Genomic DNA, 26,113 nt, shown 5'->3' with positions numbered 1-26,113 from the left:
ACTATAGAGGTGCAAAGTGTACGTGTGTGGGTAAGCGGTAGTGGGAACTTGAGCGTTCGGCTGACTTTTCAGATCAACGCCTCCGCAAGTCAGACGGACGTGATGAGGTGAAAGCATAAAATGTATCACTAAATGACGCCACACTGGCATACCCCACCTCAAAAGCAATATCAGCGATAGGTTTTTGTGTTTTAACAATCATCTCTATCGCCGTTATCATACGCAGGCTCTTAACATATTGTAAAAAAGAAATACGTAATTGCGACTGAAACAGGCGCGATAACGACCGCTCGCTCATGGCAAAATGTCCGCTTACATCAGCTATAACTAATTTTTCGCTTATATGGCTTTCTAAATAATTCATGATCTTTTGCATTAGCTCATGTTCAGTTTTGGGCAACATAATAGGCAACGACCTTTTATTTAAGTCGGGCAGCATATTCTTTAACGCTACTAGGAAATCGAAATTACGATCTCCAATGCCTATATGGAGTTCGTCCCAACGCTCGGTATAATTGATCATTTGGATCAGCAACTCGCTGGCCGGATAAATACCCAGTTTGCCATAAAATTCGTTCGCGTCGTCGTTGGTGGAATAAAAATAAAGTGATCTTAAAGCGGTTGCGAAGACGCCCACCCGAAGTTCATGTATCAAGCCCTGCGGAATCCAGAAATAGTGCCTTGCGGGCACTACATAGGTTTTGTTTTGTGTAGTGATGTAAGCCAGACCGCCCTCAACGTAGCTTAACTGGCCCTTGGTATGGGTATGAAAAGGGATTAATTTCTCTGATCTTTCATGCATCACAAAAACCGAATCCGGCTTATTATCAATTTCGGGAAGGGAAGCTATTAATCCAATCTTCGTCATTAGAATATCATCGCAATTCAAAGTTAATAAAAATTGGCCGGAATGATGAAAATATTGGCAACTTAGGCGAAAGTGAACAGTTGTGAGAGGCATATTTTTGCCACAAATATGTACTACAGTAAAATATTGATCGCATTTGCTGGTTTGTTAGCCGCAAATAGCGCATACAGCCAGTCTAAAAACACTGCCATCCTTACATTGCCGGACGCCTGGCGCAAAGCCGAACAAAACAGCAGGCAGATTGAGATTACCAAAAAAGCCAATTTGATTGCTGACGAGGAGATTAAGGACGCAATAATGGAACGGTTGCCCGAAGTAAGTTTGCTTGGCAGCATTGAAAAGGCAACCAATATGCCCATTTATGAAAATGGCCTTTTTTCTTCGCACACGCAGGAACACGAAATTATACACACTTTATACAAAGCGGGGGCCGATTTTTATCTGAACCTTTATAATGGCAATAAGCTTAACCTTAAAATTGAGGAGAATAAGTTATTGTACCAGATTGCGGTTATCCATAATAACGAAGCTATCTCTGTCATCAGGTATAAAACGGCCGCGCTGTATCTTGATCTTCAAAAGGCCTTGGTCTTCAGGAAACTGATCATTAAGGATATTGCCGATCAGGAAAAGCAATTGTTGGAGATAAAAGCCCTTCAAAAAAATGGGGTGGTCTTAAAAAGCGATGTGCTGCGTGTTGAACTGGATCTTTCCAGGCGTAAGATGGCTTTGGTAACCATAGAGAATGATATTCTTATCGCTACGCAGAAACTAAACATCATTATGGGCGAACCGGATGAAAGTGTGATCATCCCCACGGAGTTCGATTCAGTTGACGTGCCAGAATTGCCTTATGAAAAATACCTCGCCGACGCAATGGAACATTCCTTTGCTTACCATATTTCTGAAAAGCAAACGCAGGTTAGTAAACTGCATCTTAGCCAGGTAAAAGCCAACTATCAGCCAAAGGTTGGGCTTTACAGCGATTTTTCATACGCTAACCCGCAAATATTCTTATTTCCTTACAATCCTGCCTGGTACTCGCTTGGTGTTGCCGGTATCAGGGTTACTATGCCGCTATCGCAACTTTATCAAAACAGGCATAAAGTGAACTCGGCTAAACTGGAGCTTGATAAAGAAGAAACCACTCATAAAGACATTGAGGACAAAGTACGGCAACAGGTTAAAGAGGCTTACTTACGATATCGGGAATCGCTGGTGCAAATTGGTGTGGCCGAGGTTGATGTGGCCCATGCACAGGAAAATGCCCGCATTATTAAAAATACATATTTCAATCAAACTTCATTAATTACCGACTTGCTTGATGCCGATGTGCAGGTGCTGCAAACGCGCTTTGAGCTGGCAACCGCACGTATTGTGGCCCAAAACAAATATTATCTACTTCAAAACATCACCGGCGTACTTTAACATGAAAAAAAAGCATATAGTAACAGATCGAATTATTACTAAGATAACCGGTTGGATAGCCGGTCTTACCATTGTAGCCCTGGCAATTTGGGCTGTATTTACTCTTTGGGAGTATCATGAGTATGAGCAAACTAATGACGCACAGGTACAGGAGTACGTAAACCCTGTTATATCGCGTGCGGGAGGTTTTATAGTGGCCGTAAGGTTTGAAGAGAACCAGCCGGTAAAAAAGGGAGATACCTTATTAATTATAGATAACCGGGAGTACACTTTACAAGTTGCGCAGACCCGGGCAACTATACAAAAAGCCGAAGCACAGTTAGAGGTATTAAAAAGTAACATACACACCACGCAAAAAACTGCCGGTTCTGCTAAAGCTCAAATTAAAGCAAGCGCTGCAAAAGTTTGGAAACAGCGGCTTGACTTTGAACGTTATTTGCGCCTTTATAAAGAGGAGTCAGCAACTAAACAACAGCTTGAAAATGTTCAGGCTGCCCTGGATGTAAACAATAGCGATTTCCAGTCGGCAGAGGAAAACTACGGAGCTGCAGAATCGAAAATAGAAGATATTATAGCAGAAAAGACGGTATTAAGGGCAGAAATTGCACGTTTAAAAGCCTTGCTTGACCGCAACATGCTTGATGTTGAATATACCGTTATTAGGGCTTCTTATGATGGAAGAATGGGCCGTCGAACGGTAGAGGTTGGTCAAATGATTAATGTTGGCGAAGTGCTGGCCTATATAGTTGATAACGAAACTGACAAATGGGTAATAGCCAATTATAAAGAAACCCAGATTGCCGGCATGCATATAGGTGATACTGTAAAATTTGTTGCCGACGCATTTCCGGACCAGGAGTTTAAGGGCACTATCATTTCATTGTCGCCCGCGACCGGTTCGAGCTTCTCGTTGCTGCCTCCGGATAACTCTACCGGTAACTATGTGAAAATTGTTCAGCGTGTGCCGGTACGCATCAGGGTCGATGCTGAAAAAAAGCAGCTGGCCATGCTTAGGGTGGGGATGAATGTTAATGTTTACGTCCCTAAAAAACAGCAGCGCCATGGATAGGGGTATTCCAATTTTTAAAAGCTGGGTCCCGGGGTGGGCTATTAAGATCATCCTGTTTTCGCTTATCCTGCCCACGCTGGTGCTTTTTTTTCTGCCATTTGCAAACATTAATGCGGCAGCAGGCTATTATGGCAGCGAACCGGCAGATATACAATTTGCGGTAGCCTTGTTTTATGCCGGGTATATAGCCTTTTACAGCCTTGAACGGCGATTCTTTAACTTCCTGGCAGCAAAAGAATATTTTATCATTTTTACAATGTTGGAGTTGCTGACAATAGTGGTATGCTATTTAACCAATGATCTTTATATATTATTCCCGATCCGTTTTTTCCAGGGGATGTTATTCTGCAGTACAGTAAACCTGTCTTTATCCCTCATGTTTACCCGCTTGCACAGTGAAAGGGCCCGCGAAATAAGCTTCTCGGTTTTTTTCGGAATGCTGATATGTATTCTGCCCTTTACCAATCTGGTTACCGCCGATTTGATAGACTCTTATAATTTTAACCTGGTTTACAAGGGCGCATTATTCTCTTACCTGCCATGCCTGTGCCTTATCATGCTGTGTATGAATAACGTAAGGTTAAACGCCCGGTTTCACTTATACAAGCTCGACTGGCAGAGTTTTGTGTTTTGGAGCATCATGCTCACTTTGCTGGGGTATATTAGTATTTATGGGCAGGAATATTATTGGTTGGATGATGCCCGCATTTACTATAGCGTTGCCGCTATGATAGTTAGCACACTGATTTACATTGTACGCCAAGGAGGTTTAAAAAGACCATATCTGCATTTGGGTATATTTCGCTTTCGCAATTTTAAGTTCGCGGCCTTTCTCATCTTAATACTTTATATATGTCGGTTTGCGGTTAATATCACCAATTCATTTTTTACAGGTGTGCTTAAGCTTGATCCTATTCACGTAAGCTATATAAACAGTTGCAACCTGGGCGGCCTCATAATTGGTATTATAATTTCCGGTGCTATGATCCTGCAGAAAAAAAATATCAGGTTTATCTGGTTTCCGGGCTTTATATTATTGCTGGCTTTTCACGTCATTATGTTCTTTTTGTTTGCTACAGAGGCAAATGAAAACAACTTTTACGCTCCGCTTTTTATGCAGGGGATAGGCGTGGGGATGATCATGGTACCCACCATTGTGTATGCCATCTCTGCAGTGCCTGTTGCAATTGGCCCGTCAGCAACTTCGATATGTTCAACTATGGGGTATGTTGGCTTCTGTGTTAGTGCTGCAATCATCAATTTTTGCGAGCTCTACGAAAAAAGCCGGCATTACAACGCATTTCAGGACCATCTAACAAAAGTTGACCGGTTTGCATTGCACGCGCTGGCCACGCGTGGGACCGAACTGTTGTCAAAGGGGCTTTCGTTAAAGCAAGCCAGCAAAGGCGCAAACAAGCAGTTGGTGGGCGCCGTTAATCAGCAAATCCAAATCAGGTTCGCTATGGATTATTACGAGATGATGTCAATGATGTTAGTAGCAACCTTGCTACTTATTGCTTTATTCCCTTATCTAAATCGTACAGCGGTTTACCTGCGTTCGCGCCGGCTAGTACCTGCATAATCTAATTACTCAATATTAAACGACAAATGAAATATATAACCCTGTTGGCTATTATCATCGTCAGTATGACTGCATGCCAAAAAGATAACCAAAACTTTAAATTAAAAACGGTTACCATAAACGCATACACAAACAAAAACTCCGGCTTGCAGCATGTTTACGTCAGGATTGTTGACGCCGCGGATCAGCAGCGAGTTATCGGTAAATCTGCTTCATATCCGTCAAACCTGCCATTGCCGGTTACGCTGGGTATAACTTCGAGTCTCAAACAAGCGCTATATAAACAAACATGTATAGTGGAGTTGTGGGCCGACTCTACAGGTTTGATTAGTTCGCAAAAAATGAATATGGACAGTTATAAAATCATCTTTCCGTTAGAGATGGATGTCAAAAACGAAGACATGGATGTTACGCTATCAGGCAACTGGGACTAAGCATTAACAATACCGAGATTATAAAAAAACAACAATATCATGACCACGGCATCTGAAGTCATCCAAAAACTTCAGTTGGAAGGTTCTACCATAGATCTTAATCTAAAAGCAAACCGCCTGAAATCCTGGTGAGCACTTATTTATGAATTAGGTGCTCACCAGAATACTCACCAAAATGGCTGTTCAACGGTGAGCAAATGACACCAAAATGCAACCAAAAACCCCTCAAACGTAGCATTTGAAGGGTTTTAGTTGTGTTTGATACCGTTTTAGTGGAGCCGGAGGGAATCCTATCGAACAGTTAATGTCGCTACTTTTATTTTAATGAATTGAAATCAAATAGTTTAAACATTATATAGCTCTATGGCGAAACATAAAAAAAGGGTTTGTTTTCTTCGTTTTTATTTGAAAGCGATTTATGGCGACATTTTTGTATACTCAAAATGTTCGATAGTCGAACACTCTTATAGGTTTGTAAATCAGGGGTTATAATTTTGCTGATTTCATTATCAAAAAAGCTTTTTAAAATCTTTGCAGATTTTAGAATACGCAAGTGATGTAACTTGTTGAATATATTAGGCCATTTAAGCGTTATTCATTAATGAATCGCTAATCAAATTATCTATTGGTTCGAGCCCAGTTAGGGGAACTATAAACGATAGCGCTGTTTACTTGGGCAATTTATTGAATAATACATTGTGAACCTTCGGCGTGGCAAAGGCTAGCATTTTCACTTTATGGTTTAATCCCCGTTCAAAATACACAGTCACATTAGAATCGCTAATTTGAAACTTATCCGGTGCTGTTCTTACAAGAGTGAAGGTAGATTTATTCTTTCGGGTAATTATTAGTTTCCCTTCGGTAAGGCTAATAAATAATCCCGATTCAACCTCATTTGAGTAGTACTTGCCTATATAGTCCGCCAATTTACTAGGTATTTGATGAAAGTATGTTGGTTTTGCAGCAGGTGCACTAATACCTGTATTCAGATCTTGCAATGTTTTAAATAACAAGTAGTGTAATGCTGTAAAGTCATTGGTGAATTTGTCTGATTCTGCATTATTGCTAAGCCAGGCTATTGACACATCTTCATCGGGGTAATACTCAAGTAAAGCGCGGTAGGCCGCTGTGGCCCCGTCGTGGCTAATTACTTTTCGGCCTTTAACGAAATCTATACGCAAGCCGGCGGCATAATTATTTTGTTGGCCATTATTTAGATTTACCAAATGCAACTGTTCTGGAAACAACGACGGCATGCCCAGTTTCCCGCTTGTATAGAAGATGTTCCAACGTAAAAGATCTTCAGCGGTAGTCAAAAGACCGCCATTCCCATAAACATCTTCGTTTGGCATATCTGTATAAAAACCATTTTCGCCCTTTGTATAGGCAATAGCGCGGTTTGGCACAATTGTCCTGATATCCGTTCTCCATTGGGTATGATTCATGCCAGCTGGAATAAAAATCCGTTTTCGTGTAAAATCTGCGAGGGTTTCCCCGCTTGTTCGCTCGACGATAATCGCCAACAGTACATAATTAGTATTGCTGTAAGCATATACAGTTCCTGGCTCTTGATTTAATGAACCTTGTTTGGTCATGATTGAAAGCACTTCTGTATTAGTATATACTTTTGTACCGCGAGGCCAGTCGGATAAACTCATCAAGCTACCCCAGTCTTTTAGTCCGCTTGTATGGTGCAGCATTTGTGATAGGGTAATTGTGTTTCCGTACGAGGGCAGTTCCGGAATATATTTGCGGACATCATCATCGAGTGACAACTTGCCTTCCTGTTGTAAAAGTAAAATAGCAGCCGCCGTAAATTGTTTAGATACAGATCCGGCTTCGATAAGCGAAATCTTGCTGAGTGGAGTAAAGCGTTCCATGTCAGCCATGCCTTGTGCTCTTGAGTAAATTATTTGTCCATGACGGCTGATTGCGAGTTGATAGCCGGGATTATCAGAACTGTAGTGATCAAACAATTGATCGATTTGCCCGATCGTATCCTGCCAACTCTGACCCTGCGCGATCTCACCAAAGGAAATTAAACAGATTAAAAACAATATAAACATTCTCATTGAAGCCTTTAATATTAAGACATTTGAACTGATAGTATTGTTACTGGGATTTGTGTTTTTAACCTGGAATGGGCTTGACGCCAGATTCGCCCTTTGTGAACGCTTAATCTATGTTTAATTTGCAATGTGTCTCAAAATTCTTTAGCGAATAACGCACCCGCCAAATCGGATTCAAACCCAAAATATGTGGTTCGAAAACGCCCACTAAGGGTTTCATTAAAAGTTTCTAATTGGTTTAAAATGCACATTTGATCTTAAAGTTGGTTCGAATTCCGCCCAGTTAAGAGGAATCTCTAAAAGTAAAATGATAAACAAGTCTCTTATTTTTGCTAATACTATTTTGACATTAAATTCAGATGATGTTATGTTTTTATTTTCAACAAACAATTGGTTTATAAAAAAACTCTTTTTTTTACCGCATATTATCCCGATATATGATTATTGTAAAAAATACAGGTAAAAATCAATTTTTAATAAAAGTGGCAATTTTGCTGAAATATTTTTTTAAAACAATATTTTGCTTTTGTTATTGATAATTTTAAGCCTTGTTTAATATTTAATTCGTAAAACTAAAAAGTGATTTGTGCAAATAGTACACTATGCCTATTTTAGGGTTAATCAAACAGAAATAAACCAACACTATAAATAACCTTATTTAATACTATTTTATCACCAATAAAATTAAGTTTTTTAGTACTTTGAAAGGATAGTAATGTTTAGATCATTGTTAGTTTTTGGATTACGGCCGTAAGGCTTATCTCACAATTCAATCCAGAGGCAATCAACATGATGAAAGGCATTTTTCTCCTTACATGTTAGATGAATGAATTTCATTTTTCGTGGCTACTGCCGCAAGGCTTATCTCACATTCAGTCACGGAGCAATGATTTGCATTTGAGTAAATTTAAAACCGTTATTGCCTACACAATAATCAGTATTGCATTTGTTTTTTGGTTGTTATATGGCTTTGTCCTACACGAAAGCCTGTAACGTTGTATTTGCCGGAGTAAGTATTTATTTCGCAGCAATGTCTCTACCATTGCTTTAAGCCAAAAACTAAAAAAATCCCAGGCGCTGCCTCTACCACTGCCGAAACCAAGTTGCTGTATTTCAGCTTTTTGGGCTATGTTCTTAATCAAATATATTAACTAAATTAAATTAAAATCATGCTTAAAAATTTACTTCTCAGAGGGAGGTTTCTGGCTGTACTGTTGTGCTGCCTGATATCCTCGGTGGTAGTTATGGCCCAAACAAAGTACAAAGGAAAGGTTATCGGCAGCGATGACAAGCAGCCGGTTGTTGGTGCTTCTATCCGGCTCAAAGGATCAACGACAGGTGCGGTGACCGATGTTAATGGCGAGTTTACACTCAGCTTAAAACCAGGCAATGTATTAGTGATATCTTATATTGGATATCAAACAACTGAAGTTACCGTAGGAGCCGATCCTAGTTTAAGGATTACGCTTACAGCGGGCAGCAATGCACTTAATGAAGTAGTGGTTACAGGTTACGGTTCACAACGTAAAAAAGACCTGGTGGGTGCTGTAGCCGTTGTCGACGTTGCTGCACTGACCCGTCAGCCGGTTTCATCGGTTGAAAGCCAGCTGCAGGGTCAGGCGGCCGGTGTGACCGTTATCGCTTCAGGGCAACCGGGTGAAAATCCTTCTGTAAAAATCCGTGGTGCTAACACGTTTGGTAATAACCAGCCGCTTTACGTGGTTGATGGTGTACCAACAACTAACGTAAGCGATATTAACCCCAATGACGTGGCAAGCATGCAGGTACTTAAGGATGCAAGCTCGGCATCTATTTACGGTGCAAGGGCGTCAAACGGTGTAATCGTAATCACCACCAAAAAAGGTAACGGAAAAACCAACGTTTCCTACGATGCCTACTATGGTACACAGGTGCCGAAAGGCGGTAATGTGTTCCATTTGCTGAATCCAACCGAGATGATGCAATTAAGAGCCCTCGCTATAAAAAATACCGCAGCACTTAAAAATATTCCTGTTGACCTGAGCAGCAACCTTTACGGCGCTAACGGCGATGTTTTGCCTGATTATATCAGTGCAGGTGGCGTAGGCCCAGCTGGAGTACATGATGGTGATCCTGCTGTTGATCCTGCTAAATACAATGTGAACCCGTTTTATACGTCAGGCGATGCGTCGGGTTTTTATCGTATTACAAGAGCAAACAAAGCCGGTACTGATTGGTACCACCAGATATTTAAATCGGCGCCGATTCAAAGCCATAACCTGGCTATGAGCGGAAGCACTGATGCCGCTACTTATTTGTTTTCATTGAATTACTTTAACCAAAGGGGTACCCTGAAAAATACCTACGATAAGCGTTACACCGTAAGGGCTAATACAAGCTACAACGTAACCAAACATATCAGGATAGGTGAGAACTTGTCATATTCATTAACCGAAAACCCGCTGATCAACGAAAATGATGAGGGTTCGGCTATCGGCATGTCATTCCGCGAGCAGCCTATTATTCCGGTTTATGACATCAAAGGCAACTACGCGGGTTCAAATACTGCCAACTTAGGTAATGCGCGTAACCCGGTAGCCATTATGGATCGTACTAAAAATAACTACGGTGCATTTAACAGGTTGTTTGGTAATGCATTTGCCGAGGTGGATTTTCTGAGGTACTTCACTTTACGCACGCAGTTTGGTGGTGAGTATTATTCAGACTATAATCATAGCTTTACTTTCCCGGAATATGAGAACTCTGAAAACAACTCGACCAATTCATATTCGGAAAACTCATTTAACGGATATAACTATACCTGGACAAATACCTTAACCTATCATCAAACAATTGGGAAACATGATATCAAAGTATTGGCAGGTACCGAAGCTTATAAAAACAGGTACGAAACCTTAGGAGCAACCAATACTGGTTACTTTACATTTGATAAGGATTATACCACGATATCTACAGGTACCGGTACACCAACTGCATACAGCACACTAACACGGGATAAGATATTTTCACTGCTTGCCCGTTTGGATTACACCTTTGCCGACAAATATCTGTTGAACGCTACCATCCGCCGTGACGGTTCTTCAAGGTTCAGGTCTTTCCAATACGGATGGTTCCCGGCCGTTAGCGCGGGCTGGCGTATATCTCAGGAGGATTTTCTGAAAGGTGTATCGTGGATTAACGATTTGAAGATCAGGGGTGGTTATGGTATTATGGGTAACCAGATTAACGTTGACCCTGCAAATGCCTTTACTACATTTGGCAGTAACAAAACAAACTCCTACTACGATATTAACGGTACCTCTACAAGTACGGTTGCCGGTTTCGCTCAAAACCGTATAGGTAACCCTGATGCCAAGTGGGAAAAAGATAAAAACTTCAACGTTGGTTTTGATGGTTCATTCTTTGGTCAAAAGTTGGACATCTCTGCCGATTATTATAAAAAGATCATCACTGATCTGTTATTTAATCCTGCACTTCCTGGTACTGCCGGTTCGGCAACTGCACCGTACAGCAACGTAGGTGCAATGAATAATACCGGTTTGGATATTACAATTGGTACCCACACCAATATAACCCACGATCTGAAAATGAATGCTGCCTTAACGTTTACAACTTATCACAACGTTATTAAGCAAGTAACTCTCGGACAAACCTACTTTGAGCAAAACTCTGGCCGATTTAATGGCAGCTCAATTATTAGAAACAGCGTAGGTGGCCCGGTTGGCGGTTTCTTTGGTTATAAAACTGACGGTTTCTGGGGTTCGAAAGCTGAAATTGACGCCGCAAATACGGCTGCTGGCGGAACTTATCAGAACGATGCCGCAGTTGGTCGTTTCAAATACGCAGATATAAACGGTGACGGAAAAATTACTGCCGACGATCGTACCTTGCTCGGTAATCCCAACCCTAAATTCACAGGTGGCTTAAACCTTGATTTTAGCTATAAAAACTTTGACCTTAACATGTTCTGGTACGGATCATACGGCAACAAGATCTGGAATGACGTGAGGTGGTGGACAGATTTTTATGCCAACTTTGCCGGCGCAAAAAGCAAAAATGCTTTATATGATTCTTGGACACCGTCAAACACCAATGCCAAAGCTCCTATCCAGGAAATTGATGGCTCATTCAGTACCAACACGGTTCCCAACTCTTTTTATGTTGAGAACGGCTCATACCTGAGACTGAAAAATATGCAAATAGGCTACAGGTTTGCTCCTAAAATCATCAAATCAATCGGTTTGAGCAGCCTGCGTGTGTATTTATCGGGTGCAAACCTTATTACCATAACTAAATACTCGGGAGTTGATCCGGAGATTGTTGGCGGAGGTACCAATAGTAATACCAACAGCAGCACAAACTTTGGTGTTGACCGTGGTAACTATTCTCCAAATCGTACATATTTATTAGGTGTTCAGGCTAAATTTTAAATAGAGAAATCATTATGAAAAATATACAACGTGTATCAGTATTAGCATTAATTGCTGCTGGTATTTTACAGGGTTCATGTAAAAAGGCATATCTCGATCAGCCGGCTATAGGTGCACTTAGTTCAGCGCAAATTACTACAAAATCCGGCGTTGACGGGTTGCTGATAGGGGCTTATTCTGCACTTGACGGGCAGGGAGGTAACGGAAATAATGCCGGTTTAGGTGGTGGTAGTGCCTGGGAGGTATCACCGGATAACTGGATTTACGGCAGCGTTGCCGGAGGCGATGCGCATAAAGGCAGTTCTGGTATCGATCAGCCGGCTATTAACTCCATTGCTACTTTCACTGTTGATGCCAGTAATGGATTTTTAAACAGTAAATGGAAGGCTGATTACGAGGGTATAAGCCGCGCCAACAACGTGTTAAAGGCAGTTGCGGGAGCAAGCGGGATTGCTGATGCCGATAAAACCAATATTATAGCCCAGGCTCGTTTTTTACGCGCACATTACTATTTTGATTTGAAAAAGATGTTTGCCAATGTGCCCTATATTGATGAAACGACAACCAACTATGTACAACCTAACGACAAAGATATCTGGCCTAAAATAGTTGATGATTTTAAATATGCTTATGCTAATTTACCCGGCACGCAAGCACAAAAGGGACGTGTAAATAAATGGGCGGCAGGCGCATACCTGGCGAAAACGTATCTGTATCAAAAGGATTATACCAATGCCGATAAGATATTTACCGAGGTGATCAACGGAGGTACTAATTCGCAGGGCGTAGCATACGGTTTAACTGATAATTATTTTGATAACTTCAACGCTGCCACCAAAAACAACAAGGAAACCGTGTTTGCTATCCAACAGGCAGCAAATGATGGCACTAACACTATCGGTGAGGCCAACAATGGTGATATGCTTAACTACCCGTACAACAGCCCGTTCGGTTGCTGCGGGTTTTTTCAGCCTACTTTAGATCTTGCTAACTCGTTTAGAACTGACGCCGCCGGTTTACCATATCTTGACGATTATAATTCACATCCGGTTGCAAATGATATGAACATTGCATCGGATAAACCATTTACACTTGATGCCGGTAACCTTGATCCGCGTTTGGACTGGACTGTTGGCCGTCGTGGAATCCCTTATCTTGATTGGGGTAACCATCCCGGTATGAACTGGATCCGTGAACAAAGCTCGGCAGGTCCGTATTCACCTAAAAAGAATGTTTATTACCAGGCTACCAAAGGCACATATGCCGATAGTCACTCATGGGCCCCGGGCAATGCAAACCAGGTTAATGTGATCCGCTTTGCAGATGTGCTCCTGATGGCTGCCGAAGCAAAAGCACAATTAGGTACAGGTGATCTTGGTCTTGGCTATGTAAACCAGGTGCGCGCACGGGCTGCTAACCCGGCCAGTTTTGTATATACTTACAAAGACGCGGCAAGCCCGATGGGAGGTTATACAACGACTCCCGCAGCTAATTATGTGGTAAGTCAATACCCAGCCGGCTTTTTTGCAAGCAAAGATGCTGCTTTAAAAGCGATTTACTTTGAGCGTAAGCTGGAACTGGCCATGGAAGGACATCGTTTCTTTGACCTTTCGCGCTGGGGGATAGCACAAGCAGCTTTGGGAGTATACTTTGCTTTTGATGGTAAAGTGATTACCGATGTTACAGGTGCTCATTTTACAACTGGAAAAAACGAGGTTTATCCGATACCGCAAGCTCAGATAGATCTTGAAAAAATAGGTGGGACTTCTATTTTGAAGCAAAATCCTAAATATTAATTTCAATCATTCTGTTTTTAGCGAGAAAGAGGTGGTGCTTGTTGCTGCCTCTTTCTTGTATTTTAATATTGTGGTAAGGTATAAGCAAGCTTAAATGGATCCGAGAAAACGCCGGTTATCGTTTTGTGTATTTTTGATTGGTGTTGTAGTATGCTTTATGCAGTTTAACTGCGGTGAACCGGCAACCGAGCGCGACCTGGCAAAAAATGATGGTAAGTCGCTATCGTTAAAATATTGCAAAAGTTGTCATGAGTACCCGGAAGCTCAATTTCTTGATAAAGAAACATGGGTTAAACATGTATTGCCTGCAATGGCGCCCCGGCTTGGGATACAGGTTTATGATGAAGATCAGTATGTGAATAATCCATCAGCAAAATCGGCTTTGTCATATGATGAGTGGCTGAAAATAGTAGATTATTATAGCAAATCGGCGCCGAAGGCACTTAAACCGGCACAGCAACCTGTTAAGCCGGTTAAAGATTGGGGTGTTTTTAGTTTGGAAAAGCCCAGCGGTTACAAACCCCTCGATGCCACAACCACAATGATTGCCTTTGATACTATTGGGCGCAAGGTTTACACCAGCGACCGTAACGACAAAAGCATCTATCAATGGTCTGATAAACTGGTTCAGCTTTCGGCGCACCGGTATAGCTCGCCTGCTGTTGATGCCAGTTTTGCAAAAGATGCAACGGGCAAAGAACATGGTTTGTTTACTTTTATCGGATCGATGGATGCAGTTGACGTGTTTAATGGCTTTTTGACTGACATTACACTCAATGACAATGGGACCTGGCAGGATGAAGAAATAGCGAACGGTTTGCCTCGACCTGTTCAATCATTAACCGCCGATTTTGACAAAGATGGATTGAATGATTTTGTAGTATGCGGGTTTGGCCATAACACAGGAGGCTTGTATTTATACACGCAGCTGCCCGATAAAAAATTTAAAAAGCATGTTGTTAGCTCAATGCCAGGAGCTGAGCAGGCAGTAACAGGCGATTTTGATCATGACGGATGGCCGGATGTAGCCTGCTTATTTGCCCAGGCCGACGAAGGGATCTGGTTGTTTCTGAATGATCACAAAGGTGGTTTTACAACACGCAATTTGTTGCGGGTCCCTCCATTTTACGGGTCGAGCAGTTTTCAGCTGGTTGATTTCAATAGAGACGGAAAGCTGGATATCCTGTATACAAGCGGTGATAACAGCGATTATTCCCGTGTGTTGAAACCGTTTCATGGTGTTTACATTTTCCTGAATCAGGGTGATTTTAAATACAAAAAGGCTTATTTCTTCCCGGTTAACGGTGCTACAAAAGCAGTAGCTACTGATTTCAATGGAGATGGCTTGCAGGATATTGCGGTGATCGCCTTTTTTTCAGATTTGAAAAATAATCCTGCAGAAGGCTTTACGTATTTTGAGCAAGACAGTCCGCTGCATTTTATGCCGCATAATTTACCGATTGAGCATGAAGGGCGATGGATCTGTATGGACGTAGGGGATTTTAATAAAGATGGCAAACCAGATATCCTGCTCGGTAATTATTCTACAGGTTTTATTAATCAGCAGGGGGTTAAGCCGGGGTGGAACCCGGTTGCGCCATTTATTTTGCTTTCGAATATTGGAAAGCGGCGGTTATAAGTTTTAATAATAGGCAAAAGTGTGTGTTTTGTTTAAATAAGTGCAATAATTGAATAAAATAGTTTCGTGAATTGTTGCATAAATGTTGCGGGTTTTCTATATTTACAGATATAAAATTATACAACCTTTGAAGAAATTTGTTGCCATATTGTTGTTGATCGTGCATACCTATGGTTCGGGCGGATCGCTGATTTTGCAACAATATTTGTCATGGAGGATGGAAGATTTTTATAATAAGCAAGCGTCAAAAGGCTTATATGATGTTCATGACCTTAAGGAAATAGCTATCCCTGTAAACCTTCCGGGTATTCATGATTGGAAAAATTATGAGAATATTAGGGGGCAGATCCAGTTTGGGGAGCAGGCATATAATTACATACAGATGCGGGTTACAAGTAAGAAATTATACTTAAAATGTATCCCCACCTATACAGAAACGCACTTTAATGCAGATAATGTATTGCATACAGCGCCGGTAAAAGGTATACCCGTACCTCAAAAAGAACATGTACCTTATGTGGGCATCTCCTTTGCGGATGTATTGATTGCCCAGTCATTTCAATCCATTGATTTCAGGGTTTTTGAAACAAAGCTTACATCAGCTGATGCGTACAGTTTTGAGTTTGAAACCACCCGTTGTATAAAAACTCCCAAACAGCCGCCCAAGGCTAACTGCTAAATACCTCCCCCTGATTTTCTTTTTTCGAGTTGCCTGCAATTGCTCGTTTCCGGATGAGTTTATATCGCAACTATGTTTATGATGTTGTATTAAATATCATTTCGTTGATTGATATTGTCATTTTTCATATAAGAAATAGCAGTATCTGTTGTGAAAAAATAAGTCGGTGTTGATTTTTGTTTGAATTTCAAATTTATTTTTCTATTGAATTGTAAATATTATGATATATAGGCGATTATTGCCCCTGTTTTCTGTACCCTTGCATTTATAGCATACGTTATTGAACAGTATGAATCTTAGATTGTAGAGATCTGAGTTTAGTTGAACAGTGTTTGTAGGAACATTGAATTGCGCTCCGGGGTGAGATACGGAGCGCTTTTTTTACGATAGATCTTATTGACTCTCTTTGTATAAAGATCGGTCGTGAATTTCTATAGGGTTTATTTTCTTAATTTGAATTGAAAATAATTTTTAATGAATTCGGTAAATGTACTAATGGTTCGAAGATCGCACAACTATGAGTTAGTAAGTGGATTTTTGTAAGTGATTGATTATTATGTGATAATGAGTTTTCTTGAATTTGCATGTAAATGCTCGAATCTGCCTAATGAATTTTGATAGCGGTAATAATATGTTTGCTTTAACGATAGTCTCTATTAGCGCCCTGCATTAGTTGCAAATGATCCGGGGCAGTTTAGGATGATGTTGACCAATTATGCTAATAACTTTTTTTCTGGGAGGGCGGAGGTTTTTTTTGATTCGGCTAAAATCACAATGGTCCGGTGTGCATGCTGCCAGGATAATGGTTACCGGCTGGATAAATCATAAAAATTAAAAAAACCTCCAAATAATGACAACCAATTATGAAATTATTTTTACTTCAGTATGAAAACAGGGCGATCGCTTTTATACCAGACAGCGCGAGGCTCGGCAGCGTACGTTAACGTCCATTTAGAGAACAGCCGGGTAAGCTTTGAGCCTTCCTCCGTGTAAGTTATAAATAAAGATAACAACAATATCCTGTATAACGATCATGTCATCGTAGTTAAAGGTCAGAAGAGCAACGTCAACAATCCGTTTCAAGGGCTATAACAAACCCTTATGCAGCATCTGCGCCAACCAGGCCACCTGGCTGTCGCTTTGCGGAAATTTGCCAAAAACGAGTACTTCCTGCTCAAAACTTTTGAAGGCAGCATTCAATGTTTCTGACAAAAAATCAATGTCTTCCTTTGTCAGTTCGCCAATATCCTTGTTTTCGACGCCCCATACGATGATTTGACTGACAACGGCAACCTCTTTTTCAGCAAATCTCCTCAATTTGAATATAAAGCCTGAAGGGTCTAAACGCAAATCGTCAATGGCTAACTTATACTTTGAGACCATCTGACGGAGGTTCTTTAATTTGGTGATATTAAAAGATTCGATATTAGCCGAAAAGGAGCGCCTTTTACTGATAGTAGCTTCGCTCTCCGCCAGGCAATTCAAAAAAATCTTCTCGCACACCGCGTCCAGCACCTCCTCCTTATTTTTAAAGTAATGGTATATGGTGCTTCGGCCTTTCTTACATTCATTAGAAATATCCTGCATGGAAACCCGGAGATAACCGTAACGCTCAAAAACCGCTTCAGAAGCTAAAACTATTTCTTCCCGCACCTGATCATTTTCTACTCTTTTCATAGTCGACAAAAATACATTATTTGTTTAATACGGGCGTCGTCTTTTATGATTTGGGCGCAAAGGACCCGACTTAAGGAATTTATGACAATTAAATTGAAAAAAAATCAAATACAAAAAATGTATATTTGTCGAAATTAAAATAAATTGGTTTCGGCAAGATTGATTACTGTTCACCCCAATGAGGTAGAAAAAGAACGAAATCTGATGTTTCCTATGAAAAAAAAATCGACAAAAAAACAATAAACGTTCAATTAACTCAATGAAAACAACGATCACACTGGCCGGAGCGGTATTAACTGCCCTATGGATTACCGGCTGCTCCAACAACAGCAAATTGAAGCCGGGACCTGATACGCTCACGGTAAAAGTATTTAATTTGTCGGCAGAGGCCCAGGCAATCAATGATCGCATTGTTTATGACGGAACCCTGGAAGCAGAAAAAACGATCGACCTGAGTTTCCAGGTTTCGGGTACCATTTTGTCATTCCCGTTCAAAACTGGTGATTACGTTAAAAAAGGTCAACTGGTCGGGTCTGTGGATGAAACCACCTACCGCAGCCAATACAACGCACAACTGGCGCAGGCTAAACTGGCCAATGAAAACTATACCCGTATCAGCGAGGTTTTTAAAAAGGGAAGCGTTGCCGAGATCAAAATGCTGGAGGCTAAGTCCAATTACGAGCAAGCGACTTCAGCTGCTAATGCAACCTACCAGAATATAGCACATACACATCTTTACGCCCCGGTAAGCGGATATGTTGGCGCTAAAATGGCAGAAGCCGGTGCGGTGGCCAATCCAGGCCAGCCAGTGTTACAATTATTGGATACCCATTCGGTAAAGGTGCTGGTCGCCGTGCCTGAAAGTGAGATCAACCACTATAAAGCCGGGACCCCGGCATTCATAAAAATCGATGCGCTCGGCGATCAGACTTTACAGGGTAAAGTGACCGAAGTCGGCGTGCTTGCTTTGAACGGCAGTGCCAATTACAATCTAAAAATAGCCTTACCCAATACCAGCGCCCAATTAAGGCCAGGCATGCTATGTAAAGTGTCATTTGGCGCAGCAGAAAAAAAAGGCAATACCTTAGTAGATACTAAAGAGATCATCGTACCTGTACAGGCTGTACAGGTTGACGATAAAGGAAACAACTTCTTATTCATTATGAATGCTCAAAATAAAGCGGTACGTAAAGATGTGACCACCGGACAGCTTTACAGCAACGGTATCGCCATCAAGTCAGGCCTGTCAGGTAACGAACAAGTGATTACCTCCGGCTATCAGAAGCTTGCCGATCAAACCCCTGTTATCGTTAGTAAATAATCGCCTATCATGAAGAAGAACTCGAATTTAATAGCATGGGCGATGGAGTACCATGTGTTCCCGCTTGCGCTATCGGCCATATTGGTGCTGCTCGGCCTATCCGGGCTGTTCAATATGCCCCGAAACGAATTTCCGGATTTCACTATCAGGCAGGGCCTCATCGTGGGGCAATACCCCGGCGCTTCATCCAAACAGGTAGAAGAGCAATTGACAAAAAAAGTAGAAGAATACCTTTTTAGTAATAACGAGGTTAACAAAAAAAAAACCTACTCCTTTTCCCGGGATGGCGTAATGTACATCTTTGTGGAGGTAGCAGATAACCAAAATGCCATCCAAACCAAAGCGTTTTGGAACAAAATCAAAAACGGGATGCTGATTCTGCAAAGCCAGCTTCCTAAAGAAGTTAAAGGCTTCTATATCGATAGTGATTTCGGTAATACCTCTGCCATGCTTTTGTCCGTAGAGTCCAAGACACGGCCCTATAAGGAACTGCTTCGTAATGTAGAAGACATCGAGGCAGAACTGAGGCAGGTACAGGACGTTGCCAAGATATCCCATACCGGCAACCTGAACGAGCAGATCACCATTTATGTAGATAATAATAAACTGCTGCAAAAAGGGGTATCGGTCAATAATGTGATGCAGGTGCTACAAAATGACGGCGCTATTAACGCTACCGGTAAAGTAGAAGGAAAGGTGGTAGATGAGCCCATTCATTTAAGCACCTACTATAAAACCGAGGCCGAGCTTGCTGAACAGATCATCAGGCAGGATCCTGGCGGCAATTCGGTGCGCCTTCGTGATGTAGCAACCCTGAAACGTGAGTATGATGAGCCGGACAGCTATGTAACCTCCAACGGCACTAAATCCATCGTGATATCACTGGAAATGATCACCGGCAAAAACATTGTACAGTTTGGTAAGGAGCTGGAAGAACATATCGAAAAAGTAAAGCAGCACCTGCCGCCTGATATCCAACTGGTAAAACTGGCCGATCAGCCTGAGGTGGTAGATGATTCGATCAGTCACTTTATGAAAGAGTTTGCTTTTGCGCTTATCGGCGTAGTGTGCGTTGCCTTACTCTTGCTTCCTTTCAGGGTTGCCGCAGTTGCAGCCGCCACTATACCAATTACCATAGCCGCAACGCTGGGTATTATGTATATGACAGGTATAGAACTGGACACTGTTACGCTTGCAGCGTTGATTGTGGTGCTGGGGATTGTGGTTGACGACCCTATTGTGGTAATTGATAACCACGTAGAAAAGCTGGACCACGGCATGTCGGTTTGGGATGCCGCCATTAGCAGCGCCAAGGAATTGTTTCCATCAGTGTTTACGGCTACGCTGGCCATATCAGCAACCTTTGTGCCACTGGCATTTTTTATGACCGGTACGGCGAAAGATTTTATCCGCCTGTTCCCTGTAACGATCATGATTGCTTTGACACTGTCACTGATCATCTCTATGATGGTGGTACCGTTTTTCAATACGCTGTTCATCAAAAAAGGCTTGCTGCATAATAAGGCAGATGAAAAAAGATCTTTCCTGGACCAATTACAGGATTTCTTTAATAACCATATCGGTAATTCCATGAAACACTATAAGCTAACCGTATTTTTTGCGGTACTGTCGGTGGTGATTGGCATAGGGATTATGGGAGTATTGCCGCAACAGTTGTTTCCTAAAGTGGAACGAAACCAATTTGCAATGGAGATCTACCTGCCATCGGGCTACAGGCTTTCGCAAACGGACAGCGTGGTGAAGGGAATGGAAAAGATATTAAAACAGGATAAGCGCATTCTTAATTATACCAGCTTTATCGGCAGCAGTTCGCCACGTTTCCACTCGGTATATGCGCCAAATCTTCCGTCAAAAAATTATGCGCAGATCCTGGTCAAAACAGTATCTGAAGACGCAACCGCAGAGGTGATTGTTGACTATCAGCATAAATACAGTAACCTGTTTCCGGCTGCTTATGTCCGGATGAAACAATTAAACATGATCAATGCGCTGGCAGCTATCGAGGTAAGGATCAGCGGAAATGATATTCCAGCCTTAAAACAGGTAGCCAATCAGGTTTTAGCCATCGGCAAAACGCATAAACAGGTTACCTGGGCCCGGACAGATTATAACGAGATACAGCCAACCCTAAAAATAGATGTAAAAACAGCAGAAGCTGCACGGCTTGGATTAAGCAAGGGCGATATTGCTAATGCAATAGCCATGCATTCAGAAGGGATTACAGCTACACAGGTTTGGGAAAACAATTACGCGGTAGATGTAAAAATCAAATCGCCTAAACTGTCCCGGACTGACCTTTCAGCCCTGCGTGACTTGAATATCGTAGCGCCACAAACTAAATCCCTGATCCCTTTAAGACAGGTTGCAGACGTAAACCCGGAGTGGAATGACGGCCAGATTGCCCGCAGAAACAGTGTACGTACGCTGACGGTACGTATGGATGTAACCCAGGACGCTGTTGCCAATGCCGTATTGCAGGAACTGCAACCGGCCATCGAAAAAATAAAACTTCCCGCCGGTGTTGAACTGCGTTATGGGGGCGAACTGGAATTGCAGGGAGAGAACCAGGGCCCAATGGGGACCGCGCTTGGGGTAAGTATCATATTGATATTCCTTATCTTATTATGGCACTTTAAGCACCTTAAACATGCCCTGTTGAGCATTACTACTATGCCATTAAGCTTATTGGGGGCATCTTTTGGCCTTTTTATCATGGGCTATCCCTTTGGCTTTACGTCGTTCCTCGGTTTACTTGCCCTTTGCGGAATCGTGGTCCGTAACGGCATCATCCTGATAGATTTTGCAGAAGAACTACGATTACATGAGGGTAAATCTGTTTTTGAAGCTGCAAAGCTTTCTGCCGAACGCAGGATGCGGCCGATCTTTTTAACCTCTTCGGCAGCGGCCGTGGGTGTAATACCGATGGTAATCAGCAGGTCTTCGCTTTGGGGGCCGTTGGGTACTGTGATCTGTTTCGGGTTACTGTTATCCATGTTGCTGACCCTATTCGTGCTGCCAACGCTATACTGGCTGTTCTTCCGCAAGGAGGATCAAAAGCATCCGGAAAGCAAAACACCGGAATCTGTAACTGCATAAGCTCATTATCATGAAAACATTCCTATTATCAATATTCACTTTTACATGTCTGCAGGTTGGTGCCCAACAGCATATCATTTCCCTGCAGGAAAGTAAGCAGGCTGCTATAGCCTATAGTTACGCTTTAAAAAATGGTGAGCTGAGGATAAGCTCTGCAAAAACCGATGTAGCTGCAGCCAAGTCAGATTATCTCCCATCGGTCAGCGCAACCGGGCTGGGTTTATTTGGGTTTAAAGACTTCGTATCGGCCGCGCCGCCATTATTGGAAAAAGGCATCAATAACTTTTACCTGTTTGGCGTAACCGGCACGGAATCCCTTTATGCCGGCGGCAAAATTAAAACGGGTAACCAGTTAGCGGCATTGCAGCTACAGGTCAGCCAGATCAGGAAAAAGCAATCAGCAGATTCTGTGATACTGCTTACCGAACAGAAATACTGGAACCTCGTCAACATACAGGAACAGCAGAAAACCATACTGGTTAACGAAGCATTGCTTAACACTGTACTGAAAATGCAAAAGGACATGCTAGCATCCGGATTAATTGCCCGTAACGATCTGCTCAAAGTAAAAGTTCAGCTAAGCCAGTTGCTTGTTAATAAAAGCAAGCTGCAGAACGGCCGCCGGGTGGCCCTGCTGGATTTTTCCATGTATACAGGTATTGCCTTTGATTCGCTCATGGCAATGCAAGACACCCTTAATACAAACAGCACGCCGGTATTGCCTGCCCTGCAGCCAGATACCAACCTGGCCCGTAATGCCAATTATCAGCTACTGACCAAACGCATGGAAGGCGAAAAGCTACAGACCAGGTTAGCCAATGGCGATAACTTGCCGAGCCTGGCAGTTGGTCTAAGTGCATCACAAACGGGGTCAATCAACAGCGGGATCGGGAGCAACTTTGCACCGGCCAGTTTTGTTACCCTGAGTATTCCCATCTCCAGCGGTTTATGGGGCCGGGGCAAGCAAAAGATGCAGAAGCAAAGGATCAATGAGCAAATAGCTCAAAATGATTTCCGCGACGGACAAAACCAGCTGAGAGTAGGCATTATGCGCTATTGGTATGATATGCAGGACCAGCTTACACAAATCAGCTATGCAAAAGACAACCTGGAACAGGCTGCCGAAAATCTGAAAGTTAACCAGGATAATTACAAAGCCGGTTTGGCTACCATTTCGGAGGTGCTGGATGCCCAGGCTGCTTATCAGCAGGCCTCAAGTACCGTTGCTACGGCATTTGCTGATTTTTATGTAAGGTCGGCGGTATATAATTATGTTACCGCGAAAACTGGAAATCAGCCCTGACCTGAATTTAAAAAGCTAACAAATTAGCTACGGGAATGGAACATAAACGAAAACGTCTGATTGATATTACTATTGAGCTTTTTATCAACCATGGTATCATCAGTGTAACAATGGATGAAGTAGCAAGAGCAGCTGGTATGTCGAAGAAAACCGTTTACCAATGTTTTGCCAATAAGGGAATCCTTGTCGAAGCTATTGTTGACCAACTGATCGGTCAATCTAAAAGTATTATCAGTTCAAATACCTATGCCGCAGATGACCCGGTACAGGAGTTGGTTCTTCAGCAAGGGCTTTTTAAACAGTTGATCGCCTTACGGTACCTTTTTAACGACATGATGTTGAAAAGGTACCCGAGGGCCATGAAAGCTTTCCATGAGTTTAAAATCAATCATCTGAAGATAATTATTGAATCAAATTTAGCAGATGGCATTGCAATGGGATTGTACCGCACTGGTCTGGATGTGCCGGCTACAGCAGCCATCTATATATCGGTAGCAGACTTTTACCTGTTTAATAATACTGTAGGAACCCCGGCTGATATATTTGAAGCGCTCCGGCTATTTATAAACGGAATAATTACCGATGACGGGCGGCGTCTTCTCGCAAATTATACCAAGTAAAAGGAAGCAGCGCTCTGTATAACGTATTGTTAAGCAGGCTATATCAGTAGCGAAACTCCGGATATTTTTAAGAATCACCGTGATTGTCATTCTCATATCATAAAGCATATAATATACTAAAAAGTATTTTTAATTAGACTTTTTAGTATATTTTTGTATCGTAAAATTTATTAACATGCTTACTAAAGCCGAAAGAACAAAGCAATTCATCCTGGAAACAGCGGCGCCTATCTTTAATCAGAAAGGAATATCCGGCGCTAATATAGACGACGTGCTTGCTGCCACAAAATTGACTAAGGGATGCCTTTACGGTCATTTTGAAGGAAAGGAAGACCTTGCTCTGCAGGTTGTTGACCACATGTTGAATACTAACGGCGAAAAAATGTTGTTAACTATTAGCAAGGGTAAAACAGCGAAGGCTAAAGTATTTGCTTTTCTCGATTTTTATAAAGATCCTTTGAATACTTACCTTAAAGGCGGATGTCCTGTATTTAACATTGCAGTGGAATCCGATGATAACTTTCCGGCTATTAAAGAAAAGATAGCCGGTGTCATTCGCCACGGACAGGAAGTATTTGTTAGTATTTTAAATCAGGGCATTGCCGATGGTGAATTTTCTGACAAACTTGATCCGGCTGTTTATGCATTCAAAGCGGTAGCTGCGGTTGAAGGTGCAGTTGTAATGTGCAGGGCGATGAATACCGCAAAACCGATGGCCGGTTTACTCAAGGACCTGAAAGCGGAGTTAGAAAGTTATGCAATATAATTTTTTGATATAGAATATACTAAAAAGTCTTTTTTATAGACAATGGGATTGTATTTGTGATCAAGTATTCAACCCACTGCCGCAGACATGATATAGCAAGGAATACTAACAATCAACATGAAATAGAATATACTAAAAAGTATAAAATAACAATTAAACGACAATGAATAAGGTTGCAAACCTGCTTCCTGATACTATTTAAAACTGAAAAAATGAATGATCAAATTATTTTCGAGCCATATAATTTAAATGGCCTTGCACTGAACAACCGTATAGTTATGGCACCTATGACCCGTAACCGGTCAGCAAATCCGGGCAACGTGGCCACCGAACTGACGGCACGCTACTATCAGCAGCGCGCTTCGGCTGGCCTAATCATCACCGAGGGAACCTATATCAGCCGGGAGGCAGTAGGTTACCTGAACGTACCCGGGATCTATACAAAAGAGCAGGTTGCAGGCTGGAAATTGGTTACAGATGCGGTGCGTCAGCGGGGTGGGAAAATTTTCGCCCAATTATGGCATGTGGGACGATTATCGCACCCAGACCTGCTTGACGGTGAACTTCCGCTGGCGCCATCGGCATTAAATCCGCTTGCCAAAGCATTCACCCCCGAAGGCTTTAAAGACACGGTTGATGCCAGGGAGATGACGCCGGAAGAAATTCAAAAAACAATCAATGATTTTAAACAGGCTGCCGCAAACGCGGTAGAGGCGGGTTTCGACGGCGTGGAATTGCATGCAGCCAATGGCTACCTGCTGCACCAGTTCTTTAACCTTTACTCAAACCAACGCCAGGATCAGTACGGCGGCCCGATAAAGAACCGTGCCCGCATTTTATTTGACATTCTTGATGAACTACACACGGTAATTGATATCACGAGGGTGGGTGTAAGGTTAAATCCTTCTCTTCACGGTATCCAGGGAATGATGCTTGACGAGGAGTCGATGGCTGTGCACGATTACATCGTCGCCAAATTGAATGAATATAACCTGGCTTACCTCCACCTGACCGAGCCTTTTACCGATATAACGGGCAATCCCTGGGGTATTGAAGAAGTTGCCAAACGTTATCGCCCGCTTTATGATGGCACCATTATCATTAACCGCGGATTTAACAAGGCAACAGCCAGCCAGGTATTGAACGACGGTGATGCCGACCTGGTATCATTCGGGGTTCCTTTTATTGCCAATCCAGATCTTGTTGAACGTTTTAAAACAGATGCACCGCTCAATCAGCCCGATCCATCAACATTTTATACGCCGGGTGAAAAAGGTTATACCGATTATCCAACACTGGCCCAACAATCATAATC

The 26,113-nt window shown here is 42.3% G+C and carries 17 protein-coding genes; 14 read left to right on the top strand and 3 right to left on the bottom strand.

Translation table 11 applies throughout. The features are described from left to right. Positions 1-73: 73 nt before the first annotated feature. Positions 74-868, bottom strand: coding sequence for an AraC family transcriptional regulator (locus ABIC84_RS04965; RefSeq protein ID WP_208057843.1), 795 nt, complete (start codon positions 866-868; stop codon positions 74-76). A 108-nt stretch (positions 869-976) separates the two neighbouring features. On the opposite strand from ABIC84_RS04965, the gene ABIC84_RS04960 reads away from it, so the two are divergent. From ABIC84_RS04960 to ABIC84_RS04945, 4 genes are read left to right on the top strand one after another with little or no spacing between them, the layout of a single operon-like run. Continuing rightward, positions 977-2,296: a TolC family protein gene (locus ABIC84_RS04960; RefSeq protein ID WP_426588343.1), complete on the top strand. Its 1,320-nt coding sequence runs from the start codon at positions 977-979 to the stop codon at positions 2,294-2,296. A gap of 1 nt (position 2,297) precedes the next feature. Further along, positions 2,298-3,365, top strand: coding sequence for an HlyD family secretion protein (locus ABIC84_RS04955; RefSeq protein ID WP_426588341.1), 1,068 nt, complete (start codon positions 2,298-2,300; stop codon positions 3,363-3,365). Next, complete coding sequence (locus ABIC84_RS04950) at positions 3,358-4,947, top strand: MFS transporter (RefSeq protein ID WP_429262844.1); 1,590 nt, start codon at positions 3,358-3,360, stop codon at positions 4,945-4,947. Before ABIC84_RS04955 ends, ABIC84_RS04950 begins: the two co-directional genes overlap by 8 nt. A 26-nt stretch (positions 4,948-4,973) precedes the next feature. After that, the gene (locus ABIC84_RS04945; protein ID WP_426588337.1) at positions 4,974-5,381 is read left to right on the top strand and encodes a hypothetical protein; all 408 of its coding nucleotides are present in this window, start codon (positions 4,974-4,976) and stop codon (positions 5,379-5,381) included. A 668-nt stretch (positions 5,382-6,049) separates the two neighbouring features. Here the strand turns inward: ABIC84_RS04945 and ABIC84_RS04940 are convergent. Next, entirely contained in the window at positions 6,050-7,453 is a 1,404-nt protein-coding gene (locus tag ABIC84_RS04940) for a serine hydrolase domain-containing protein (RefSeq protein WP_429262843.1), read from the bottom strand. A gap of 1,166 nt (positions 7,454-8,619) precedes the next feature. On the opposite strand from ABIC84_RS04940, the gene ABIC84_RS04935 reads away from it, so the two are divergent. The 4 genes from ABIC84_RS04935 (at position 8,620) to ABIC84_RS04920 (ending at position 15,994) form a co-directional block, all read left to right on the top strand. Next, entirely contained in the window at positions 8,620-11,880 is a 3,261-nt protein-coding gene (locus ABIC84_RS04935) for a SusC/RagA family TonB-linked outer membrane protein (RefSeq protein ID WP_429262842.1), read from the top strand. Positions 11,881-11,894: 14 nt separating this feature from the next. Then, positions 11,895-13,676 carry a RagB/SusD family nutrient uptake outer membrane protein gene (locus ABIC84_RS04930; protein ID WP_429262841.1) on the top strand — a complete coding sequence of 594 codons (1,782 nt, stop codon included), beginning with the start codon at positions 11,895-11,897 and terminating at the stop codon, positions 13,674-13,676. Positions 13,677-13,770: 94 nt separating this feature from the next. Next, a complete protein-coding gene (locus ABIC84_RS04925) occupies positions 13,771-15,315 on the top strand; it encodes an FG-GAP repeat domain-containing protein (protein WP_429262840.1) in 1,545 nt (514 codons plus the stop codon). Positions 15,316-15,442: 127 nt separating this feature from the next. Next, positions 15,443-15,994 carry a hypothetical protein gene (locus tag ABIC84_RS04920; protein ID WP_426588327.1) on the top strand — a complete coding sequence of 184 codons (552 nt, stop codon included), beginning with the start codon at positions 15,443-15,445 and terminating at the stop codon, positions 15,992-15,994. 1,086 nt (positions 15,995-17,080) lie between these two features. On the opposite strand, the gene ABIC84_RS04915 is transcribed toward ABIC84_RS04920, so the two are convergent. Then, positions 17,081-17,671, bottom strand: coding sequence for a TetR/AcrR family transcriptional regulator (locus tag ABIC84_RS04915; protein WP_129570612.1), 591 nt, complete (start codon positions 17,669-17,671; stop codon positions 17,081-17,083). Positions 17,672-17,930: 259 nt separating this feature from the next. Between ABIC84_RS04915 and ABIC84_RS04910 the strand changes: the two genes are divergently transcribed. From ABIC84_RS04910 to ABIC84_RS04885, 6 genes are all read left to right on the top strand, one after another. Continuing rightward, positions 17,931-18,992: an efflux RND transporter periplasmic adaptor subunit gene (locus tag ABIC84_RS04910; RefSeq protein ID WP_426588325.1), complete on the top strand. Its 1,062-nt coding sequence runs from the start codon at positions 17,931-17,933 to the stop codon at positions 18,990-18,992. 9 nt (positions 18,993-19,001) lie between these two features. Continuing rightward, entirely contained in the window at positions 19,002-22,109 is a 3,108-nt protein-coding gene (locus ABIC84_RS04905) for an efflux RND transporter permease subunit (RefSeq protein WP_429262839.1), read from the top strand. A 10-nt stretch (positions 22,110-22,119) separates the two neighbouring features. Further along, positions 22,120-23,412, top strand: coding sequence for a TolC family protein (locus ABIC84_RS04900; protein WP_429262838.1), 1,293 nt, complete (start codon positions 22,120-22,122; stop codon positions 23,410-23,412). 35 nt (positions 23,413-23,447) lie between these two features. After that, positions 23,448-24,032 (top strand): TetR/AcrR family transcriptional regulator, encoded by a 585-nt coding sequence (locus ABIC84_RS04895; RefSeq protein ID WP_429262837.1) that lies wholly within the window; start codon positions 23,448-23,450, stop codon positions 24,030-24,032. Between the two features lie 175 nt (positions 24,033-24,207). Then, positions 24,208-24,798, top strand: a complete 591-nt coding sequence (locus tag ABIC84_RS04890) for a TetR/AcrR family transcriptional regulator (RefSeq protein ID WP_429262836.1) — start codon at positions 24,208-24,210, stop codon at positions 24,796-24,798. Between the two features lie 212 nt (positions 24,799-25,010). After that, a complete protein-coding gene (locus ABIC84_RS04885; protein ID WP_429262835.1) occupies positions 25,011-26,111 on the top strand; it encodes an alkene reductase in 1,101 nt (366 codons plus the stop codon). Positions 26,112-26,113 lie beyond the last annotated feature (2 nt).

It is taken from the genome of Mucilaginibacter sp. 3215 (assembly GCF_050433785.1).
In the GTDB taxonomy this organism is placed as follows: domain Bacteria; phylum Bacteroidota; class Bacteroidia; order Sphingobacteriales; family Sphingobacteriaceae; genus Mucilaginibacter.
This window is presented reverse-complemented; position numbering and strand designations above follow the sequence as displayed.

Excerpts from the sequence above, each read along its gene's own strand:
- ABIC84_RS04965 (WP_208057843.1), bottom strand. The coding sequence starts at position 868 with ATGACGAAGATTGGATTAATAGCTTCCCTTCCCGAAATTGATAATAAG.
- ABIC84_RS04960 (WP_426588343.1), top strand. The coding sequence starts at position 977 with ATGTACTACAGTAAAATATTGATCGCATTTGCTGGTTTGTTAGCCGCA.
- ABIC84_RS04955 (WP_426588341.1), top strand. The coding sequence starts at position 2,298 with ATGAAAAAAAAGCATATAGTAACAGATCGAATTATTACTAAGATAACC.
- ABIC84_RS04950 (WP_429262844.1), top strand. The coding sequence starts at position 3,358 with ATGGATAGGGGTATTCCAATTTTTAAAAGCTGGGTCCCGGGGTGGGCT.
- ABIC84_RS04945 (WP_426588337.1), top strand. The coding sequence starts at position 4,974 with ATGAAATATATAACCCTGTTGGCTATTATCATCGTCAGTATGACTGCA.
- ABIC84_RS04940 (WP_429262843.1), bottom strand. The coding sequence starts at position 7,453 with ATGAGAATGTTTATATTGTTTTTAATCTGTTTAATTTCCTTTGGTGAG.
- ABIC84_RS04935 (WP_429262842.1), top strand. The coding sequence starts at position 8,620 with ATGCTTAAAAATTTACTTCTCAGAGGGAGGTTTCTGGCTGTACTGTTG.
- ABIC84_RS04930 (WP_429262841.1), top strand. The coding sequence starts at position 11,895 with ATGAAAAATATACAACGTGTATCAGTATTAGCATTAATTGCTGCTGGT.
- ABIC84_RS04925 (WP_429262840.1), top strand. The coding sequence starts at position 13,771 with ATGGATCCGAGAAAACGCCGGTTATCGTTTTGTGTATTTTTGATTGGT.
- ABIC84_RS04915 (WP_129570612.1), bottom strand. The coding sequence starts at position 17,671 with ATGAAAAGAGTAGAAAATGATCAGGTGCGGGAAGAAATAGTTTTAGCT.
- ABIC84_RS04910 (WP_426588325.1), top strand. The coding sequence starts at position 17,931 with ATGAAAACAACGATCACACTGGCCGGAGCGGTATTAACTGCCCTATGG.
- ABIC84_RS04905 (WP_429262839.1), top strand. The coding sequence starts at position 19,002 with ATGAAGAAGAACTCGAATTTAATAGCATGGGCGATGGAGTACCATGTG.
- ABIC84_RS04900 (WP_429262838.1), top strand. The coding sequence starts at position 22,120 with ATGAAAACATTCCTATTATCAATATTCACTTTTACATGTCTGCAGGTT.
- ABIC84_RS04895 (WP_429262837.1), top strand. The coding sequence starts at position 23,448 with ATGGAACATAAACGAAAACGTCTGATTGATATTACTATTGAGCTTTTT.
- ABIC84_RS04890 (WP_429262836.1), top strand. The coding sequence starts at position 24,208 with ATGCTTACTAAAGCCGAAAGAACAAAGCAATTCATCCTGGAAACAGCG.
- ABIC84_RS04885 (WP_429262835.1), top strand. The coding sequence starts at position 25,011 with ATGAATGATCAAATTATTTTCGAGCCATATAATTTAAATGGCCTTGCA.